14 protein-coding genes are annotated in these 17,114 nt (G+C 41.3%); 10 read left to right on the top strand and 4 right to left on the bottom strand.

Annotated features, from left to right (window positions below; genetic code table 11):
* The first annotated feature begins 16 nt into the window (after nt 1-16).
* The 7 genes from cdaS to odhB all read left to right on the top strand — a co-directional run bounded on the left by cdaS (nt 17) and on the right by odhB (nt 10,262).
* The gene (gene cdaS, locus M2353_RS09915) at nt 17-643 is read left to right on the top strand and encodes a sporulation-specific diadenylate cyclase CdaS (RefSeq protein ID WP_024718575.1); all 627 of its coding nucleotides are present in this window, start codon (nt 17-19) and stop codon (nt 641-643) included.
* A 405-nt stretch (nt 644-1,048) separates the two neighbouring features.
* The gene (locus M2353_RS09910; protein ID WP_284725368.1) at nt 1,049-2,380 is read left to right on the top strand and encodes a C40 family peptidase; all 1,332 of its coding nucleotides are present in this window, start codon (nt 1,049-1,051) and stop codon (nt 2,378-2,380) included.
* A 77-nt stretch (nt 2,381-2,457) separates the two neighbouring features.
* On the top strand, nt 2,458-3,036 hold the full coding sequence (locus M2353_RS09905) for a superoxide dismutase family protein (RefSeq protein ID WP_284725367.1): 579 nt from the start codon (nt 2,458-2,460) through the stop codon (nt 3,034-3,036).
* Between the two features lie 89 nt (nt 3,037-3,125).
* A complete protein-coding gene (locus M2353_RS09900) occupies nt 3,126-4,004 on the top strand; it encodes an ATP-binding protein (RefSeq protein WP_008346487.1) in 879 nt (292 codons plus the stop codon).
* 11 nt (nt 4,005-4,015) lie between these two features.
* Complete coding sequence (locus tag M2353_RS09895; protein ID WP_284725366.1) at nt 4,016-5,932, top strand: vWA domain-containing protein; 1,917 nt, start codon at nt 4,016-4,018, stop codon at nt 5,930-5,932.
* A gap of 224 nt (nt 5,933-6,156) precedes the next feature.
* Nucleotides 6,157-8,991 carry a 2-oxoglutarate dehydrogenase E1 component gene (sucA, locus tag M2353_RS09890; protein WP_017359494.1) on the top strand — a complete coding sequence of 945 codons (2,835 nt, stop codon included), beginning with the start codon at nt 6,157-6,159 and terminating at the stop codon, nt 8,989-8,991.
* A 14-nt stretch (nt 8,992-9,005) separates the two neighbouring features.
* Nucleotides 9,006-10,262 (top strand): 2-oxoglutarate dehydrogenase complex dihydrolipoyllysine-residue succinyltransferase, encoded by a 1,257-nt coding sequence (gene odhB / locus M2353_RS09885; RefSeq protein WP_007500721.1) that lies wholly within the window; start codon nt 9,006-9,008, stop codon nt 10,260-10,262.
* Between the two features lie 31 nt (nt 10,263-10,293).
* Here the strand turns inward: odhB and M2353_RS09880 are convergent, their stop codons facing one another.
* From M2353_RS09880 to M2353_RS09865, 4 genes are all read right to left on the bottom strand, one after another.
* Entirely contained in the window at nt 10,294-11,244 is a 951-nt protein-coding gene (locus M2353_RS09880; protein ID WP_159159725.1) for a bile acid:sodium symporter family protein, read from the bottom strand.
* A gap of 151 nt (nt 11,245-11,395) precedes the next feature.
* Nucleotides 11,396-12,217, bottom strand: coding sequence for a superoxide dismutase (locus tag M2353_RS09875; protein ID WP_284725365.1), 822 nt, complete (start codon nt 12,215-12,217; stop codon nt 11,396-11,398).
* On the bottom strand, nt 12,210-14,087 hold the full coding sequence (locus tag M2353_RS09870; RefSeq protein ID WP_284725364.1) for a terpene cyclase/mutase family protein: 1,878 nt from the start codon (nt 14,085-14,087) through the stop codon (nt 12,210-12,212). Before M2353_RS09870 ends, M2353_RS09875 begins: the two co-directional genes overlap by 8 nt.
* A gap of 296 nt (nt 14,088-14,383) precedes the next feature.
* Nucleotides 14,384-15,868, bottom strand: a complete 1,485-nt coding sequence (locus M2353_RS09865; protein WP_017359492.1) for an aldehyde dehydrogenase family protein — start codon at nt 15,866-15,868, stop codon at nt 14,384-14,386.
* A gap of 209 nt (nt 15,869-16,077) precedes the next feature.
* On the opposite strand from M2353_RS09865, the gene M2353_RS09860 reads away from it, so the two are divergent.
* The 3 genes from M2353_RS09860 (at nt 16,078) to M2353_RS09850 (ending at nt 17,093) form a co-directional block, all read left to right on the top strand.
* Nucleotides 16,078-16,290: a DUF6501 family protein gene (locus tag M2353_RS09860; RefSeq protein WP_017367443.1), complete on the top strand. Its 213-nt coding sequence runs from the start codon at nt 16,078-16,080 to the stop codon at nt 16,288-16,290.
* A 49-nt stretch (nt 16,291-16,339) separates the two neighbouring features.
* A complete protein-coding gene (locus tag M2353_RS09855; protein WP_284725363.1) occupies nt 16,340-16,474 on the top strand; it encodes a DUF4025 domain-containing protein in 135 nt (44 codons plus the stop codon).
* Nucleotides 16,475-16,751: 277 nt separating this feature from the next.
* On the top strand, nt 16,752-17,093 hold the full coding sequence (locus M2353_RS09850; RefSeq protein WP_008346505.1) for a PH domain-containing protein: 342 nt from the start codon (nt 16,752-16,754) through the stop codon (nt 17,091-17,093).
* Nucleotides 17,094-17,114 lie beyond the last annotated feature (21 nt).

The raw sequence follows: 17,114 nt of genomic DNA, 5'->3' as shown, positions 1-17,114 counted from the left end.
GGAGGGACATGGTGAGATGATCAATCGCACAAATGAAGAAGCGATGTTTAAGTTAGAAATGAAATCTCATTTAACGCAAATTATGATGGATGCAAGGAAAATCGTCGATTCGCTTGACCAGACGGAACAATGCCTTCTTTGTGAACTCGAATCATTGCATGATCAGTTTAATGAAATGCATGCAGAGGCTTCCTCATTTTATTTACAAGCATATATGGAAGAATTCACACCAGGTTTTGCTCAATTTTCTTTAGCCATTGAGAACTTATCAAAACAAAAGCATGGCGCACTGATTGTGATTCAAAGGAGAGATGAGGTGGAGGATTATATACAAAAAGGGACAAACCTCCATGCGAAAATTAGCGCATCATTAATAGAAAGCATTTTCTATCCTGGAAACCCACTTCATGATGGCGCCCTTTTAGTAAAAGAAAATACGCTTGTTTCCGCTGCAAACGTCCTACCGCTCACCTCAAAAAAAGTCAGCCCTTCTCTAGGCACAAGACACCGGGCAGCCATTGGACTTTCTGGCATGACTGATGCCCTTGTTCTTGTGGTATCAGAAGAAACAGGGAAAATGTCGTTTGCAAAAGAAGGCGTCCTCTATCCGTTAACTGTAAAAGATCAAGAAATCAGAAAGTAAACATGAACACAGCATTCTTCATGGGGAAGGGTGCTTTTTTTTATTGAGGAGAAAAAACAGGCAATTAAGTAAAAAGTCATTTGATACAGAAAAATTTGTCATGTAGAATAGAACTATGAAACTAGCAACGTGCTTGTTTTGACAAATTTCTAAACGTCAACTTAAAAATTCCTTAAAAATTGTTTATAAATACAGCAAACAGCCGATAGAAACGATATGGCTTTGTTTTAGCATTTTGAGTTTGCTGCTCTAAAACCTATTTAGTATTGCCCAACGTCTTCATGTCGAGTAATATTATAGAAATAAAGATAAAATAGTGCAAGAGAAGCAGAACCATTAAATGCTAAACTCAAAACTAGTACATAAGTCTTACGGTACGAAATCATGAAAGGCGGAGATTCATCTATGAAGAAAAAAGTAGTAACCGGCCTCACAGTTTCAGCGATCGCAGGCTCAGCTGTTATTGCTACACCGGCAGAAGCACAGACGATCAAGGTGAAAAGCGGTGACTCACTTTGGAAGATTGCCGAACAGTACAACACAAGTATTTCGGAACTTCAATCTCTTAATCAATTAAAAACGACGATGATTTTTGCAGGACAAAGCTTAAAGATTCCTAGTGCAAAAAGTTCAAAATCCAGCTCATCAACAAGTTCAAAAGCAACGAAATCAAGTGCTTCAACAACATCTAGCTATACAGTCAAGCTTGGGGATTCATTATGGCTGATTGCGAAGAATCACAAAATGTCAGTTGCAAGTTTGAAAAGTTTGAACAGCTTAAACAGTGACCTCATTCGTCCTGGACAAAAGCTGAAAGTGTCTGGAACAGCGAAAACGAGCGGCAGCCAGTCCTCAAATTCAAACTCAACATCTAATTCTAGCTCAAGTAACAAATCAACGAATTCTAATAGTTCGTCGTCAGCATCTAGTACATATAAAGTGAAATTAGGCGATTCACTTTGGAAAATTGCCAATTCGTTAAATATGTCGATTGGTGAAATTAAAACATTGAACTCGCTAAAATCTGATACGATTTATCCAAATCAAGTATTGAAGGTAAAAGGAACGGTGACGTCAAAACCAAGTCAGCCGAAAGCACCTGCTCAACCTAGCACGCCTTCAAACAGCAATCAGTCTTCAAGTAGTAAAACCACATCTTATACGGTTAAATCAGGTGATTCATTATGGAAAATTGCGAATCAGTTTAAGGTGCAGGTTCAATCAATCCGCACAGCAAACAGCTTGAAAAGTGATGTGCTTAGAATTGGACAAGTATTAAAAATCAACGGAACAGCTTCCGGTTCAACTGGATCTAATGGTTCTACGTCAAATGGTTCAACAACACCGGTCAACAATAATAAAAATGACGTTCCAATGAATGCAAAAATCACGACAATGATTCAAGAAGGTAAAAAGCTCACAGGCATACCTTACAGGTGGGGCGGCAATACACCAGCTGGATTTGATTGCAGCGGCTTTGTTTACTATCTCATTAATAAGGTTTCATCAGTATCTAGATTGAGTACAGCAGGATACTGGAATATGATGACGCCTGTCAGCACACCACAAGTTGGAGATTTTGTTTATTTCACAACGTACAAAGCAGGTCCTTCTCATATGGGACTATACCTAGGTGGAGGAGATTTCCTTCATGCAAGTGACAGCGGAGTAGGAATTTCAAACTTAAGCAATCCTTATTGGAAAAAAGCCTATCTAGGTGCGAAACGTTTCTTCTAAAAAAGCCGATTTTCGGCTTTTTTTGTTTGCCTTCTCATCAGTTTGTCCATACTGATAGCAAAAGGGGGCAGTCATAAATGAAAAAGTCAGTGTGGATGATCATGATATGTTTGATCTTTACCGCATCAGCATGTCATGCACCGCCGAAAAAAGAAACGACAGAAGAAACAAGAGAAGTTGCCGCACCTAAACAAGCACCAGTCACAACGTCACTCATAAACGAAAGCGGGCAAAAAATAGGGAGCATTGAAATAAGAGAGTCCTCAGAAAATGGGCTGGATCTGCATGTGAAAGCGAAAGGACTGCCGCCAGGTCCTCACGGCTTTCATATTCATGAAACAGGAATATGTGAAACGCCAGATTTTGATACGGCGGGGGCTCACTTTAATCCGACTCATAGAGAGCATGGCTTCGACAACCCAAAAGGGCATCATACTGGAGATATGCCTAATTTAGAAGTAGGGGCAGATGGTCAAATTGACGTCGTTGTGAATGTTCCGAATGTGACGGTCAAAGGAGGCCCGAATCAATTGGTTGATCAAAACGGGCGAAGTTTCATCATCCATGCAGAAGCAGATGATTACTTAAGCAACCCTTCTGGCAACTCAGGGAAACGCATTGCTTGCGGAGCCATCACAAAAGAAATGGTAAAATAACAGAAGTCGAACCTTTATGTATTGAGTGCATAAAGGTTTTTTTAGTATACTTGGTGAGGAAAATGATCGAAGAGAGGAATTAATCATATATGTTTAACCAACCAGCACTCCCAGAAGAAATTCAAGCAATGATCGAAGCAAAAGGAAAAGTTCTCGAAGAAGAATTTCGTCCGCTTATCGGAACAAGCGGCTATGAATCACAAGATACGTCTATTATTCAAGATGCCATGATTGCACTTGCCCTAGGAAAAAATGTTCTGTTAAAAGGACCGACGGGCTCAGGTAAAACAAAACTAGCAGAAACTTTATCCGCGTTTTTTCAACAGCCGATGCACAGTGTAAACTGCTCAGTTGACCTTGATGCAGAAAGTCTAATTGGTTATAAAACCATCCATAATGATGGACAAGTTGCTTCTATAGAATTCATTGAAGGACCCGTTACAAAAGCAATGAAAAAAGGACACCTTTTATATATTGATGAAATCAACATGGCAAAACCAGAAACACTGCCTATTTTAAACGGTGTGCTTGATTACAGAAAAATGATGACAAACCCATTTACAGGTGAAGTCGTTAGAGCAGAAGAAGGCTTTGGCGTGATTGCAGCAATCAATGAGGGGTATGTGGGGACAGTGCCGCTCAATGAAGCGCTGAAAAACCGTTTTGTCGTCATTGAAGTTCCTTACATTGGCGGTGGCATTTTAAAAGAAGTACTGCACACTCAATCTGTATTAAAGGATGAGCGTTTAATCGATCAATTCGTACAGCTCTCATCAGATCTCATCGTCCAAGCACACAATGGACAGGTCAGTGAAGAAGCCGCATCCATTCGCGCACTGTTAGATACATGTGATCTTGCGCAATATATCCCGCCGCTTCGTGCAATTGAACGAGGAATTGTAGAGAAGCTAGAAGATGACCGGGAAAAAGCAGCGGTAAGAAATATCGCTCAAACATTATTCGAGTGAGGTTCTGACTTTTGAAATTCATCAAATTTAATGACAGCAGAATCGATTCATTTCTATTTATGGAATTAACGGATTTAGCCAAAACACTTGCCAAAAGTGATGATGTGGAGCTTGAATACGGTGTTCAATCGTACTATGAACCGTTTGAAAAGAAAATTTTCATCAGCCATTTTTGGGATGATCGTCATCAAGAGGATATGATGGCAGGCCTAAAAAGTGATGTGTTCCTGCGAGCAGTAGGGACAGTGTATAGCGATCTTACAGTATTTGAAGACATCATTCGCTATGCCCACACATTATCCATTCCTGATGTGTGCAAACAATTGTTTATGCTGTTTGAAGATATCCGCATTGAAGAGCGGATTAAACGTGACCGCCTAGGAACAAAAAAGGTGTTTAAACGGAGAAGAGAGCTTTACAGACGTCACTTTAAAACACAATTAACGATTAACCAAGAGCGCAGTATTTTAACAGATGCACTCTTTTGTGCGATATACGTGAAGCTGACAGCCGAATCTCCGCTTGAAGAAATTCCACCCCTTCATGAGCGGATAGATCCAATGATTCCGTTTATTGAGTCAAGTCTTGAACGTGTATATGACGCACGCTCGACATCTGATATCGCCATCATTGTGAAGGAATTGACAGAAGGCTTCGATGAGCTCCTTGAAAAGGATATGCTAAACACATACTTTTTCTTCCCAGAATTGGACTATGAAAAAGCGGCAAAAGAACCGCTTTTCCATGACCTCAAAAGAAAGCCAAAATTAAGTGAGGATATAAAAGTCGATCGGGAAAAAGAGGGGGATGAAGACATCCATAATGAATATATGGAAGTATGGCATAGAGAAACGGAAGCACCATCTAAAAGTTTCCTTCAATTTGATTTAGAACACGGTGGTAAAAGCGATCTCGGTAAAGATGCGGCAAGAGAAGGTGACGATGGAGATCAGGCGCTTGGAACGGTTCAAGGTTCAGCCAAACAAACCCATCGAAAAGACTATTCAAAGCTTGAAGCACTAGAAGAGGCAGAAGGAGAAGAAAGCGGGGCAGATGCGCATGAGAATGGAAAAGAAAACAAATATGCGTTTCCAGTCATGATTTCACCAGAACCTCCTTCACCAGAGCAAATAGATGTGTACAAGCAGCACGCAAAGGCAATCGAGCCTTATCAGAAACGCTTAAAACAAATGATTCAAAAAACACTTGAGCATAAAAAATCATGGCCAAAAACAGATCTTCATGCAGGACGTCTCAGTAAAAAGCTCATTCGTTATTTTACAGAGTCTAACCCTCGACTATTTTATAAAAAACAAGCGCCATCTTCTCAAATTGATGCTGTGTTCACTTTATTAGTTGACTGTTCGGCAAGTATGTTTGACAAGATGGATGAGACAAAAAAAGGGATTGTTCTGTTTCATGAAGCTTTAAAATCAGTGCAGGTACCTCATCAAATTGTAGGGTTCTGGGAAGATACAAATGATGCAACTGAAACAAGTCAACCGAACTACTTTAACACCGTCGTATCGTTCAAAGATTCCTTATTTGACGCAGGACCATCCATTATGTCACTTGAGCCAGAAGAGGATAACCGGGATGGCTATGCGATTCGCCAAATGACAAAAATGATTTTAAAACGAAGAGAAGAGCAAAAGTTCCTCATTGTTTTCTCAGACGGAGAGCCGGCTGCATTCAGCTACGAACAAAATGGGATCGTGGATACACATGAAGCGGTTCTCGAAGCGAGAAAAAAGGGAATTGAAGTGATCAATGTGTTTTTATCCAATTCTCCGATTGAAGAGGCGCAGATGAAAACGATCCAAGATATGTATGGCAAGTTCAGCATTTTTGTACCAGATGTCGATACATTGCCAGATGTGCTATATCCATTACTCAAGAAATTGCTGCATAAAAGCATTGGGGCATAAGGTTTTGCCCCTTTCTTTAAAATATTTTTCGGAATGATTTAAATTTTTTGTTTTTCTTTGAATTTTTTATCTTTAATTGAACAAAGAATGTAGAAAGTAATCCGAAACAGTGGTAGAATATGATTGGAAGCGTTTTATTACATAAATTTGGTCATTGTGTTCTGGAAGTTATATCGAGATAGTGTTCAATCACTTGATGATCAAAGTTGGGGGTAGTGTTCAAAATGTTTCAAAATGATGTGAAACAACCGTTGAGTTGGGAAGAATTTCATGGTCCGAACCTCGGCTACGTGCTCGAGCTCTACGATCAATATGTCCAGGATCCTACTAGTGTTGATGAAGACATAAGAGGCATATTTGATGAACTTGGTGCACCACCGAGTGAAATGAAGGAGGAAATTGGGAAAAAAGAAAATAGCGTAGTTACTTCTGAACAAATCCAAAAGATAGCATCAGTCGTTAAACTGGCAGAAGACATCAGAACGTATGGCCATTTAAATGCTTCCGTCAATCCTCTTCGCAAAGAAAAGGAATTACAAGAGCTGTTTCCATTAAAGGAATACGGTTTAACTGAAGAAGACGTTAAGAATATTCCAATATCAATTATTAGTCCAGATGCACCTAAACACATTTCAAACGGCATAGAAGCCATTAACCATTTGAGAAATACGTATAAGCGTACCATTTCATTTGAGTTTGATCACGTACATGACTTCGAAGAGCGCAACTGGCTCTCTAAATCTATTGAGTCTGGTGAATTATTTAAGAAAAAACCAGCAGATAAACTAGTTTCTGTATTCAAAAGATTAACAGAAGTCGAGCAATTTGAGCAGTTCCTTCATAAAACATTTGTTGGACAAAAGCGTTTTTCTATTGAAGGATTAGACGCACTTGTTCCAGTACTTGATGAAATTATATCCGAGTCTGTTACACAAGGGACTTCAAATATTAACATTGGAATGGCACATAGAGGCCGTTTAAATGTATTAGCACATGTGTTAGGAAAGCCATATGAGATCATTTTCTCAGAATTCCAGCATGCGCCTAATAAAGAGCTTGTACCATCAGAAGGCTCTATCGGCATCAGCTACGGATGGACAGGGGATGTAAAATATCATCTCGGTGCTGACCGCCAAATCAAAGATGAAGATACAAAGAGTGCAAGAGTCACACTTGCCAATAACCCAAGTCACTTGGAATTTATTGACCCGATTATTGAAGGAAGCACTCGTGCAGCTCAAGAATCGCGTACTCAAAAAGGCTATCCAGTTCAAGACGTTGAAAAAGCGTTAGCCATCTTAATTCATGGGGATGCTGCATTTCCTGGTGAAGGAATTGTCGCAGAAACATTAAATTTAAGTCAATTAGTCGGCTATCAAGTGGGAGGAACGATCCATATCATTGCCAACAATATGATTGGATTTACCACAGAAAGCAATGAATCTCGTTCAACAAAATACGCTAGTGACCTTGCAAAAGGTTTCGAGATTCCAATTGTTCACGTCAATGCAGACGATCCAGAAGCTTGTTTAGCAGCTGTTCAGCTGGCGGTAGAATACCGTAAACGGTTTAAAAAGGATTTCTTAATTGACTTGATTGGCTACCGCAGATATGGCCATAACGAAATGGATGAGCCATCTACTACTCAGCCAATGCTGTATGATGCGGTCAGAAAGCACAAAACAGTCAAGAATATCTTCGCAGATAAGCTTGTCACTGAGGGCCTTCTGTCAAAAGAACAAAGAGAAGAAATTGAGCAGGCTGTCACGGCAAAAATTGAAGAAGCTTATAAAAAAGTACCTTCAAAGAAAGAACATACAATTCAAGAAATCGAACTGCCAGAGCCTGTATCTAACGGCTTCCCTGCAGTTGATACATCTGTAGAGTTTGATGTATTAAGAAAGCTGAATGAAGAATTAATTAGCTGGCCGAAAGACTTCCAAGTATTCGGTAAGCTAAAGCGGATCCTTGAAAAACGTGCAAAAGTGTTTACAGATGATCGCAAAGTGGAATGGTCACTTGGTGAAGCACTGGCATTTGCATCTATATTAAAAGACGGTACGCCGATTCGAATGACCGGACAGGATTCTGAGCGAGGCACATTTGCTCAAAGAAACCTTGTTCTTCACGACAGTCAAACGGGAGATGAATTCATTGCTCTTCATGAACTGAGTGATGCAAATGCATCATTTACAGTCCATAATAGTCCACTGTCAGAAGGCTCTGTCATCGGGTTTGAATATGGTTATAATGTCTATTCTCCTGAAACATTAGTAATTTGGGAAGCTCAATTTGGAGACTTCGCAAATGCGGCTCAAGTGTATTTTGATCAATTTATTTCAGCAGGCCGTGCCAAGTGGGGACAAAAGTCAGGGCTTGTGATGCTCTTGCCACATGGATATGAAGGACAAGGTCCAGAACATTCTAGTGGAAGAACAGAACGCTTCTTGCAATCAGCTGCTGAGAATAACTGGACAGTTGCGAACCTGACAAGTGCAGCTCAATACTTCCATATTCTTAGAAGACAGGCGAAAATGCTACTTCGTGAAGAGATTCGTCCTCTTGTCATCATGACACCGAAGAGTCTGCTTCGTAACCCGAACACATTATCCGAAGTCCAAGAACTAACAGATGGACAGTTCCGTCCAGTTCTTGAACAGCCGGGCCTTGTGCATGATCATGAAAAAGTAACACGCCTTGTGCTATCGAGCGGGAAGGTATCGATCGATATTAGTGATCGTTTTACTCAAATGGAAGACTCAAAAGATTGGCTTCATATTGCGAGAGTGGAACAATTATATCCATTCCCGGCCAAAGATATTAAAGCCATTTTATCAAAACTGACGAACTTAGAAGAAATCGTATGGGTGCAAGAAGAACCGCAAAATATGGGCGCTTGGGGATATATTGAGCCATATTTACGTGAAATTGCATCTGAAAAAGTAAAAGTACGTTACATCGGCCGCAGAAGACGTTCAAGTACGGCTGAGGGTGATCCAACTGTTCATAAAAAAGAACAAGAACGAATTGTATCTGATAGCTTGACTCGCAAAAACTAAGGGGGAAATGAAAAATGGCGGAAATTAAAGTACCTGAACTAGCGGAATCAATCTCGGAAGGAACAATTGCTCAGTGGCTAAAACAGCCGGGCGATTATGTTGAGCAGGGGGAATACCTGTTAGAACTTGAAACAGATAAAGTCAATGTCGAATTGACAGCTGAAGAATCTGGTGTTCTAAAAGAAGTACTGAAAGATTCTGGTGACACTGTCCAAGTTGGAGAAGTCATCGGAACGATTGCAGCAGGTGAAGCTGGCGGAAGCGAGTCCGCAGCTCCAGCACCTGAGCAAGATTCTGCACCAGCTTCGAAAGAAGAACCAGCAGCTGAACAAAAAGAAGAGGCAGCAAAAGAAGAGCCGAAATCTGGTAATGGCAGAACGATCGCTTCTCCAGCAGCTAGAAAACTAGCAAGAGAGAAGGGGTTAGACTTATCTGAGATTCCAACCGCAGATCCGCTGGGCAGGGTACGAAAGCAGGATGTAGCTTCTTACCAAAAGAATGAAGCTCCTGCAAGTGCACCGAAAGCCGCGCCAAAAGCAAATGCTGCGGTGCAAAATGATCAAGCAGGGAAACCAGTTGAGCGTGAAAAAATGTCACGCCGCAGACAAACCATTGCAAAACGTTTAGTTGAAGTTCAACAAACGGCAGCGATGCTGACAACATTTAATGAAGTCGATATGACAGCTGTCATGGATCTAAGAAAGCGTCGCAAAGATGCCTTCCTTGAACAAAACGATGTGAAACTGGGCTTCATGTCCTTCTTCACAAAAGCAGTGGTAGCAGCACTTAAAAAATATCCACTTCTCAACGCAGAAATTCAAGGTGATGAGCTTGTCATTAAAAAATTCTATGACATCGGTATTGCTGTAGCCGCCAATGAAGGGCTTGTGGTACCAGTTGTCCGTGATGCAGACAGACTATCGTTTGCTGGAATTGAAAAAGAAATCGGTCATCTTGCGAAAAAAGCAAGAGATAACAAATTATCGCTCAATGAATTACAAGGTGGATCATTCACGATCACAAACGGAGGAACATTTGGTTCTCTGCTTTCAACACCAATTTTAAACAGTCCTCAAGTTGGAATTTTAGGTATGCATAAAATTCAGCTTCGTCCTGTTGCAATTGATGAAGAACGCTTTGAAAACCGTCCAATGATGTATTTAGCTCTTTCATACGACCACCGTATTGTCGATGGTAAAGAAGCTGTTGGGTTCCTTGTCACGATTAAAAATCTACTTGAAGATCCTGAACAGCTATTGCTTGAAGGATAATCGAAAGAAAAAGCTAGTACCGATGAGGGTACTAGCTTTTTTGGTCTTTATTTTCTGGGTAGCCTCTTTTTGACCAAAATGTTGCCAGCCAAGAGCCAGATAAATTATGCCATACGCTAAAAATGGCACTGGGAACGGCGGCAAGTGGAGAAAAATGTGCGGTTGCAAGGGCTGCGCCAAGTCCAGAATTTTGCATCCCTACTTCTATTGAAATTGCTCGTTGAGAAGGAATGTCCATTTTACACCATTTTGCAATGAGGTAACCCAATAATAGACCAAGAGCATTATGTAAAACAACAACGGCAAAAATAAGCAGTCCAGATTGCAGAATCTGTTCTTTATTTGCGCTGACAACAGCTGCAATGATGGCGACAATGCCAGTAACAGATACAAGCGGGAGTGCTTGTACAGCATACGTCACTTGTTTTTTAAAAAACAATTTGACGATGACCCCTAAAATAATCGGAATTAAGACAACTTGGACAATCGACAAAAACAAAGCACCCGGTGATACAGATAACCAAGATTTTGCAAAAATATAAATAAAAACAGGGGTCAAAATGGGAGCAAGTAGTGTCGAGATCGTTGTCACGGCAACGGATAAGGCCGTATTTCCTTTCGCCAAAAAGGTCATTACATTGGATGCAGTCCCGCCTGGACAGCAGCCGACGAGAATGACACCAACAGCGATTTCAGAAGGCAAATGTAACCCATAGGCCAATAAAAATGCAATGAGTGGCATTAATGTATACTGCGCTAAAACCCCGATCAATACATAAAGAGGCTTTCTAAAAAGCTCTTTAAAATCTTCAGAAGACAGCGTCAGCCCCATGCCAAACATAATAATGCCAAGTAAAAAAGGGATATAAGGTCCAATCAAAGAAAATGCCGCAGGAAAAGTAAAACCTAGACAAGCAAAGACAATGACCCATATAGCAAATGTTCTTCCCGCAAAGTGACTAATGTGTAAAAGGGTGTTCATACTATCTTTCAACTCTCTTTCTTTTCATATCTTTTCTATTTTAAATGAATTTTCTGAAAAAACAACCTATGATTTTGCATCTGGTGCTCATAATATTATTATGTAAACTAATAAAAAACCACATAGTATATGAACTATGTGGAGTATGCGATCAAAAAGGTGTCCATTTCACTTGTTGAGCCTGTTTTAGTCTTGCTTCTGGCTCACGCCAGTCAACGACATTCCACCACTGGTCTACATATTGCGCCTTCTCATTTCGATATTGGAGGTAATAGGCATGCTCCCACACATCAAGAGCAAGAAGGGGGATGATGTCCCATTGCGAGAGGAACTGATGGCGCTCTGCTTGTAAAATGTCTAAACGCTGAGATCTCGGGGACCATACAAGGATCGCCCATCCGACACCTTCTACTTGTTTGGCAGCAGCTGAAAAATGTGACTTGAACGCCTCATAGCTGCCAAATGATTGATCAATGAGACGAAGCATTTGACCAGTAGGTTTTCTTTTTCCTGAAGGACTCATTGAAAACCAAAAGATACAATGTAAATAATGTCCTGCCCCATGAAAGGCAAGTTCACGTTCCCAATGCTTGATCATCGTAAAGTCATTGGTTCTTCTTGCTTTTTTTAGCGCAAGTTCAGCTTGATTTAGACCATTAACATAAGTTTGATGATGCTTTTGATGGTGCAAGTACATAATTTCTTTTGAAATATAAGGTTCGAGCGCGTCATACCGATAAGGCAGTGGTGGTAACTGATGATTTCCAGCTGCTACATCGCGCACTTCTTCGTGTGGCTGCATGTCTTCTGCAATCCTTTCGGCTAGTTCGTACCATTCTTGCTCACTCGAACGGTCATCCTCCATTTTGAGTCGTAAATTTTCCACTTTTCGATGAATTTTATCATCTTGCCACACATGTTGAATCGTGCTAAGCCACTCTTTGAGCTGTGAGCGATATTCTTCTTTATTCATGTATACGCCTCATTTCGTCTAAAAATGTAGAACAAGCCATCATCGGAAACACAAATGGGTAGCTATGATAGGTGATGTAAAATTGTTTTGGCAGTCCAATGCCGACTGGATAGTACATGGCTTCTTCAGTATGGTGATGGTTCACTAAAAAGGAGACAGCTTTCAAAATGGCTGCGTTATTTGCTTTCTCATATTGGAGGAGCGCCTCTGTCGCCCATGCGGTTTGAACCACTGTGCCAAAGGGAAGCGGGACATAGGTTTTCAGTTCTGCACTTTTACACGATTCTCCGAAACTGCCATCTTCAAGCTGAATCTGCTTTAGAAAACGGTACGCTTTTTGCACAGCAGGGTGTGAGGAGGGAACACCGGCCGCTTTCAGTCCTGTTAACGCTGCCCAAGTTCCATAAATATAACAAACACCCCATCTGCCAAACCATGATCCGTTTTTCTCTTGGTGGTCAATGAGCCATTTTACACATCGATCTTTTTGCCTGAGAATCGAGGGTGAAGCAGTATCTTTTTCTTCTAAACCAATCAAATGGAGCACACGACCAGTAATATCAGGAGTTGACGGATCAATCGCTGCATCCTCCGCAGATTCAAGCGGAAGGTGACGAAGTAGAAAGTGATCTTGATTTTTTTCAAAAGCAGAAAAGCCGCCATCACGGTTTTGCATGGAGAGAAGCCAGTCATATCCTCGTTTCCACTGAAGTGGATCGTATTCTTTTGGGATCGCTTTTAACACAATTTGCGTGTCATCACAATCAGGATTATTCGTATTGATATGTGAGAAACCAAAGCCCCCGGGAGCAGCATGACGGTTATGAACTGCCCAATCCGCTTTCTTCATTTGCTGCCGGTCCAGCAAATAGGTGAAGGAATTCATGATCATGGGATCTTCTCGTTTTCTTCCTGCTCTTTGAGAAGCGTAACTGACAAGCGCTGTATCCCACACAGTCGAGGTGGAATTCTCAGCATATAACTTGCCTTGACAGGAGGTGACGAGCCTTTTCATCCCTCTGACTGCTTTTTGGATGAGATGATGTCCAGGGGAGTACCCAAGGCTCATGAGGGCATAGACCATAAAGATGGTTGCACTTAAGTAACTATACAGCGTCCCATCTTTTTCAAGACGGTCAAACATGTATCGCTTTGCCGCTTCATATCCGAAAAAGTCGAGCCGGCTGTCGAGGGCTGTATATGACCGCATATACATGAGGAAGTGATCAGTCGAACGTTCTTCTCTTGCCATAAACCAGTCAAATGGATTTTTAGACATGTTTTCATCAAGATGGGCTAATGATGGAAACGTAGCATGAGAGGTGTACCGTTTGTTCAGTGCGATCATCATGGGTACAAAATGAATCCTTGCATAGGCACTAAGGTGGTAGAAGTGCAGTGGAAAAGCCGTAGGGATGAGTAAAAGGGAAAGAGGTGCATAGAAGTAGGGCCAAGGGTGCATGCCATTTACGGCAAGCATCCATTTTGTCATAAAATGAACGCTCTTTAGTCCACCTTTTGAGCGAATATATTGTGCTGCTTTTTCCATATGGGGCTCGTCTTTTTGAAATCTGCCAGATGCGAGCATGCCGCAATAACCTTGTACTGTAGCTGTGAGATGTCCCGACTGGTCATGATACAAAGAAAAGGAACCATCTTCATTTTGTTTGGCATGTATTGCTTCGGCCAATTGATGGATCAATTGCTGATCAGGGTCACCAACGGCTTTTAACAGCATAATGAAAAAAGCATTTGTCATCATAGGTCCTTCAAAGCAGAAAATAAATGCGCCATCTTCTCTTTGTCTGCGTTCTACCTGCATGTGCAGTTCATCGATATATTCGTTGACTCTCGTTTTAAAATCTTGCATTCGGCCATGCTCCTTTCCTTTATCACTATATTCAGGAGTCGGCCTGTCACATGCCAGCACAAAAAAGCCGATGACATCGTCACCGGCTCAGCGTGTAGACAAACCCTCGCATGCGCCCGCAGTCCTGCGTGCTGGTGCTCACGAATGTCAAATTCGCTCCGCGCCAGTACTCGTCCTTCCTAGGGCTGCAAAGGTTTTCTATCACGCTGAAAAGAAGACAAAGGGCTAAAATAAAGTTCATTTTATCCCTTTGTCAACAAATTAAGCCGATGACATCGTCACCGGCTTTAGCGTGATTAGTCTTGCAGATTAATCCACACGCTTTTGACTTCTGTATAGTTGTTAAGGGCATATGATCCCATTTCTCTGCCAAGGCCTGACTGTTTATATCCGCCAAACGGGGAGGCGGCATCAAAGACATTATAGCAGTTGACCCAAATGGTTCCTGCTTCTAGGCGTGCAGCGATATCGTGAGCATGCTTTAAGTTTTCTGTCCACAGTCCTGCCGCTAACCCATAGTCAGATTGATTGGCCCGTTCGACCACTTCATCAATGGAATCGTAAGGAATCGCAGATAGAACTGGACCGAAGATCTCTTCTTTTGCGATTGTCATTTCATCTTCTACATCTCTAAAGACAGTAGGGGAGACGAAATAGCCTGCTTCATAAGGGCAGTCACCACCGACTACGGCTGTTGCACCTTCTGACTTCCCTTTTTCGATATAACCTAACACACGTTCATGCTGCTCTTTACTCACTAGAGGCCCAATCTGGGTATCATGATGAAGACCAGCTCCTTGTTTTAATGATGTCGCATATTTAGCCATTTGATCGACGACTTCATCATATTGGCTCCGGTGCACAAAGACCCTTGATCCTGCACAGCACACTTGGCCTTGGTTAAACATCACGCCGTTTAATGCACCTGGAATGGCTTTCTTTAAATCGGCATCTGGTAAAATAATATTCGGCGATTTTCCGCCAAGCTCTAAAGTAACACGCTTGATGGATTTGGCTGCTTTCTCCATGATCAATTTCCCAACACTTGTTGATCCAGTGAAAGCCAGCTTATTGACATCAGGGTGATCGGTTAATGCTTCACCGGCTGTTTCACCGAATCCAGGAACGATGTTAATCACGCCTTCTGGGAATCCGGCTTTATCCACTAATTCAGCTAAATATAAAGCAGATAGTGGCGTTTGTTCAGCTGGCTTTAAAACGATGGTGCAGCCTGTTGCTAGTGCAGCACCCATTTTCCACATGGCCATGAGCAGCGGGAAGTTCCAAGGAATGATTTGTCCCACAACGCCCACAGGCTCATGGCGGGTATAATTAAAATATCCCTGGCTGACAGGAAGGGTTTGTCCAGTCATTTTTGTGGTCCACCCTGCATAATAGCGCATGTGCTCAATGGCAAGAGGGATATCCGCATTGGTTGTTTCATTAATTGGTTTTCCATTATCAAGTGTTTCCAGCTGAGCCAGTTCTTCTTGGTGTTCTTCCATTAAATCTGCCAGCTTAAACATCAAGCGGGCACGTTCGGCTGCAGACATAGAACGCCAAGGTCCATGGAACGCCTTTTTAGCAGCTTTTACTGCCTCATCAATGTCGGCTGCACCTGCTTCATATACATCAATAAGGGTTTCTCCTGTGGCAGGGTTAGGTGTAGAGAATGTTTTGTTATCATGACTTGTGACAAACTGACCGTTAATGTAGAGTTTTTTCGTCCCTTGGAGAAAAGATTCGAGTTTTGAACTGATTTGAAGTGTTGTAGAGCTCATAAATAAACAAACCTCCTTAAAGATATGGGTTGTTCTGCGAGTTCTAGGTGGAAAAAGTGGACATGAAGCCATTTGTATACGCACACACATGTAAACGTATACATTTATCATATTACACGACATCTTTGAAAGCAATCGATAACACTCATTGCATTTCACGAAAAATTGGCTACAATAAATGTATAGATGAAAAAAGGAGTTTTTAAATCATGATCCATCAAAACTGGCAAACGGCTGAAACGGTAAAACAAGTAAAATGTGTACATACAAATGCGAAAAAATATATGGTTGACCGGGCATTAACGGTTGGGCACACATATGATGTGAAAAATGAAACAGAGGAATTTCTCTTTGTCGTTGATAATACGGGTAAAGTAGGCGGGTATTACAAAGAGTATTTCGAAGACAATTCTGCTGAATGATTTTGATGGTCATCACTCATACTAAGAAAAACAGTAAAGGGTGATGATGATGAAAAAGCAGCAAGAAGAGCAGAAACATCAAAATGCTTGGCATGACAATGAAGATGCTGATATGGCGATGACACTTGAGCAAATTTCTGATGTGTATGCCGAAGGAACGATTGATACCCCGAAAGATGAATAGTCATTTAAAACAGTGATTTTACATAATCACTGTTTTTTTATGGTCTCATAACGAATGATTTCTTGAAAAAAACTGAAACTTTTTTCCTGCTTTAACAGTCTAAATAAGTAGAGGAAAGAGCATCGGATCAAAAAGAAAAAGTTAAATGAAATTTAATCTATTCGTAATGGAATAACGACGATTTATAGCGTATTCTATAAGTGAGAATAAAACGTACCCACAGAGCCGTGTGGCCGTTTTGTCATAAAGGAATTTGATGCAGGAAGAGGGGGTTTACGTGGGTATTTTTTCTGTCAGTAAACAAAATGATCATAAAAAATTCGAATCCTTATTAATTGAAGGAGAAAGAATTGAGGCTGTTTACAGACTGCGTCACGACCAAATTTGTTTCACCAATAAACGACTGATCTTTGGCGATAACCGCGTATTTTCTAAAAAGAAAGTCAGGGTCTCCTTGCCGTATCGATCAATTGAAAGTTTTGCCATTCAAGAAGCTGGCGTGTTTGATCAGGACACTGGTATGCTGCTTGTTACAAGCTCAAAAGTATTTGAACTCGATTTTTCTAAAGATACCGATTTGAGTGACGTGCAGGCCATTTTAACCAAACATCTTTGCTGATCAACGATGCGATTACATAGA

The sequence above is a fragment of the Bacillus aerius genome, assembly GCF_029894105.1.
GTDB lineage: Bacteria > Bacillota > Bacilli > Bacillales > Bacillaceae > Bacillus > Bacillus altitudinis.
Note: the sequence above shows the minus strand (reverse complement) of the source record. Positions and strands in the feature narration are given on the sequence as shown.

Coding starts and splice junctions, on each gene's coding strand:
- cdaS (WP_024718575.1), top strand. CDS start 17: ATGATCAATCGCACAAATGAAGAAGCGATGTTTAAGTTAGAAATGAAA.
- M2353_RS09910 (WP_284725368.1), top strand. CDS start 1,049: ATGAAGAAAAAAGTAGTAACCGGCCTCACAGTTTCAGCGATCGCAGGC.
- M2353_RS09905 (WP_284725367.1), top strand. CDS start 2,458: ATGAAAAAGTCAGTGTGGATGATCATGATATGTTTGATCTTTACCGCA.
- M2353_RS09900 (WP_008346487.1), top strand. CDS start 3,126: ATGTTTAACCAACCAGCACTCCCAGAAGAAATTCAAGCAATGATCGAA.
- sucA (WP_017359494.1), top strand. CDS start 6,157: ATGTTTCAAAATGATGTGAAACAACCGTTGAGTTGGGAAGAATTTCAT.
- odhB (WP_007500721.1), top strand. CDS start 9,006: ATGGCGGAAATTAAAGTACCTGAACTAGCGGAATCAATCTCGGAAGGA.
- M2353_RS09880 (WP_159159725.1), bottom strand. CDS start 11,244: ATGAACACCCTTTTACACATTAGTCACTTTGCGGGAAGAACATTTGCT.
- M2353_RS09875 (WP_284725365.1), bottom strand. CDS start 12,217: ATGAATAAAGAAGAATATCGCTCACAGCTCAAAGAGTGGCTTAGCACG.
- M2353_RS09870 (WP_284725364.1), bottom strand. CDS start 14,087: ATGCAAGATTTTAAAACGAGAGTCAACGAATATATCGATGAACTGCAC.
- M2353_RS09865 (WP_017359492.1), bottom strand. CDS start 15,868: ATGAGCTCTACAACACTTCAAATCAGTTCAAAACTCGAATCTTTTCTC.
- M2353_RS09860 (WP_017367443.1), top strand. CDS start 16,078: ATGATCCATCAAAACTGGCAAACGGCTGAAACGGTAAAACAAGTAAAA.
- M2353_RS09855 (WP_284725363.1), top strand. CDS start 16,340: ATGAAAAAGCAGCAAGAAGAGCAGAAACATCAAAATGCTTGGCATGAC.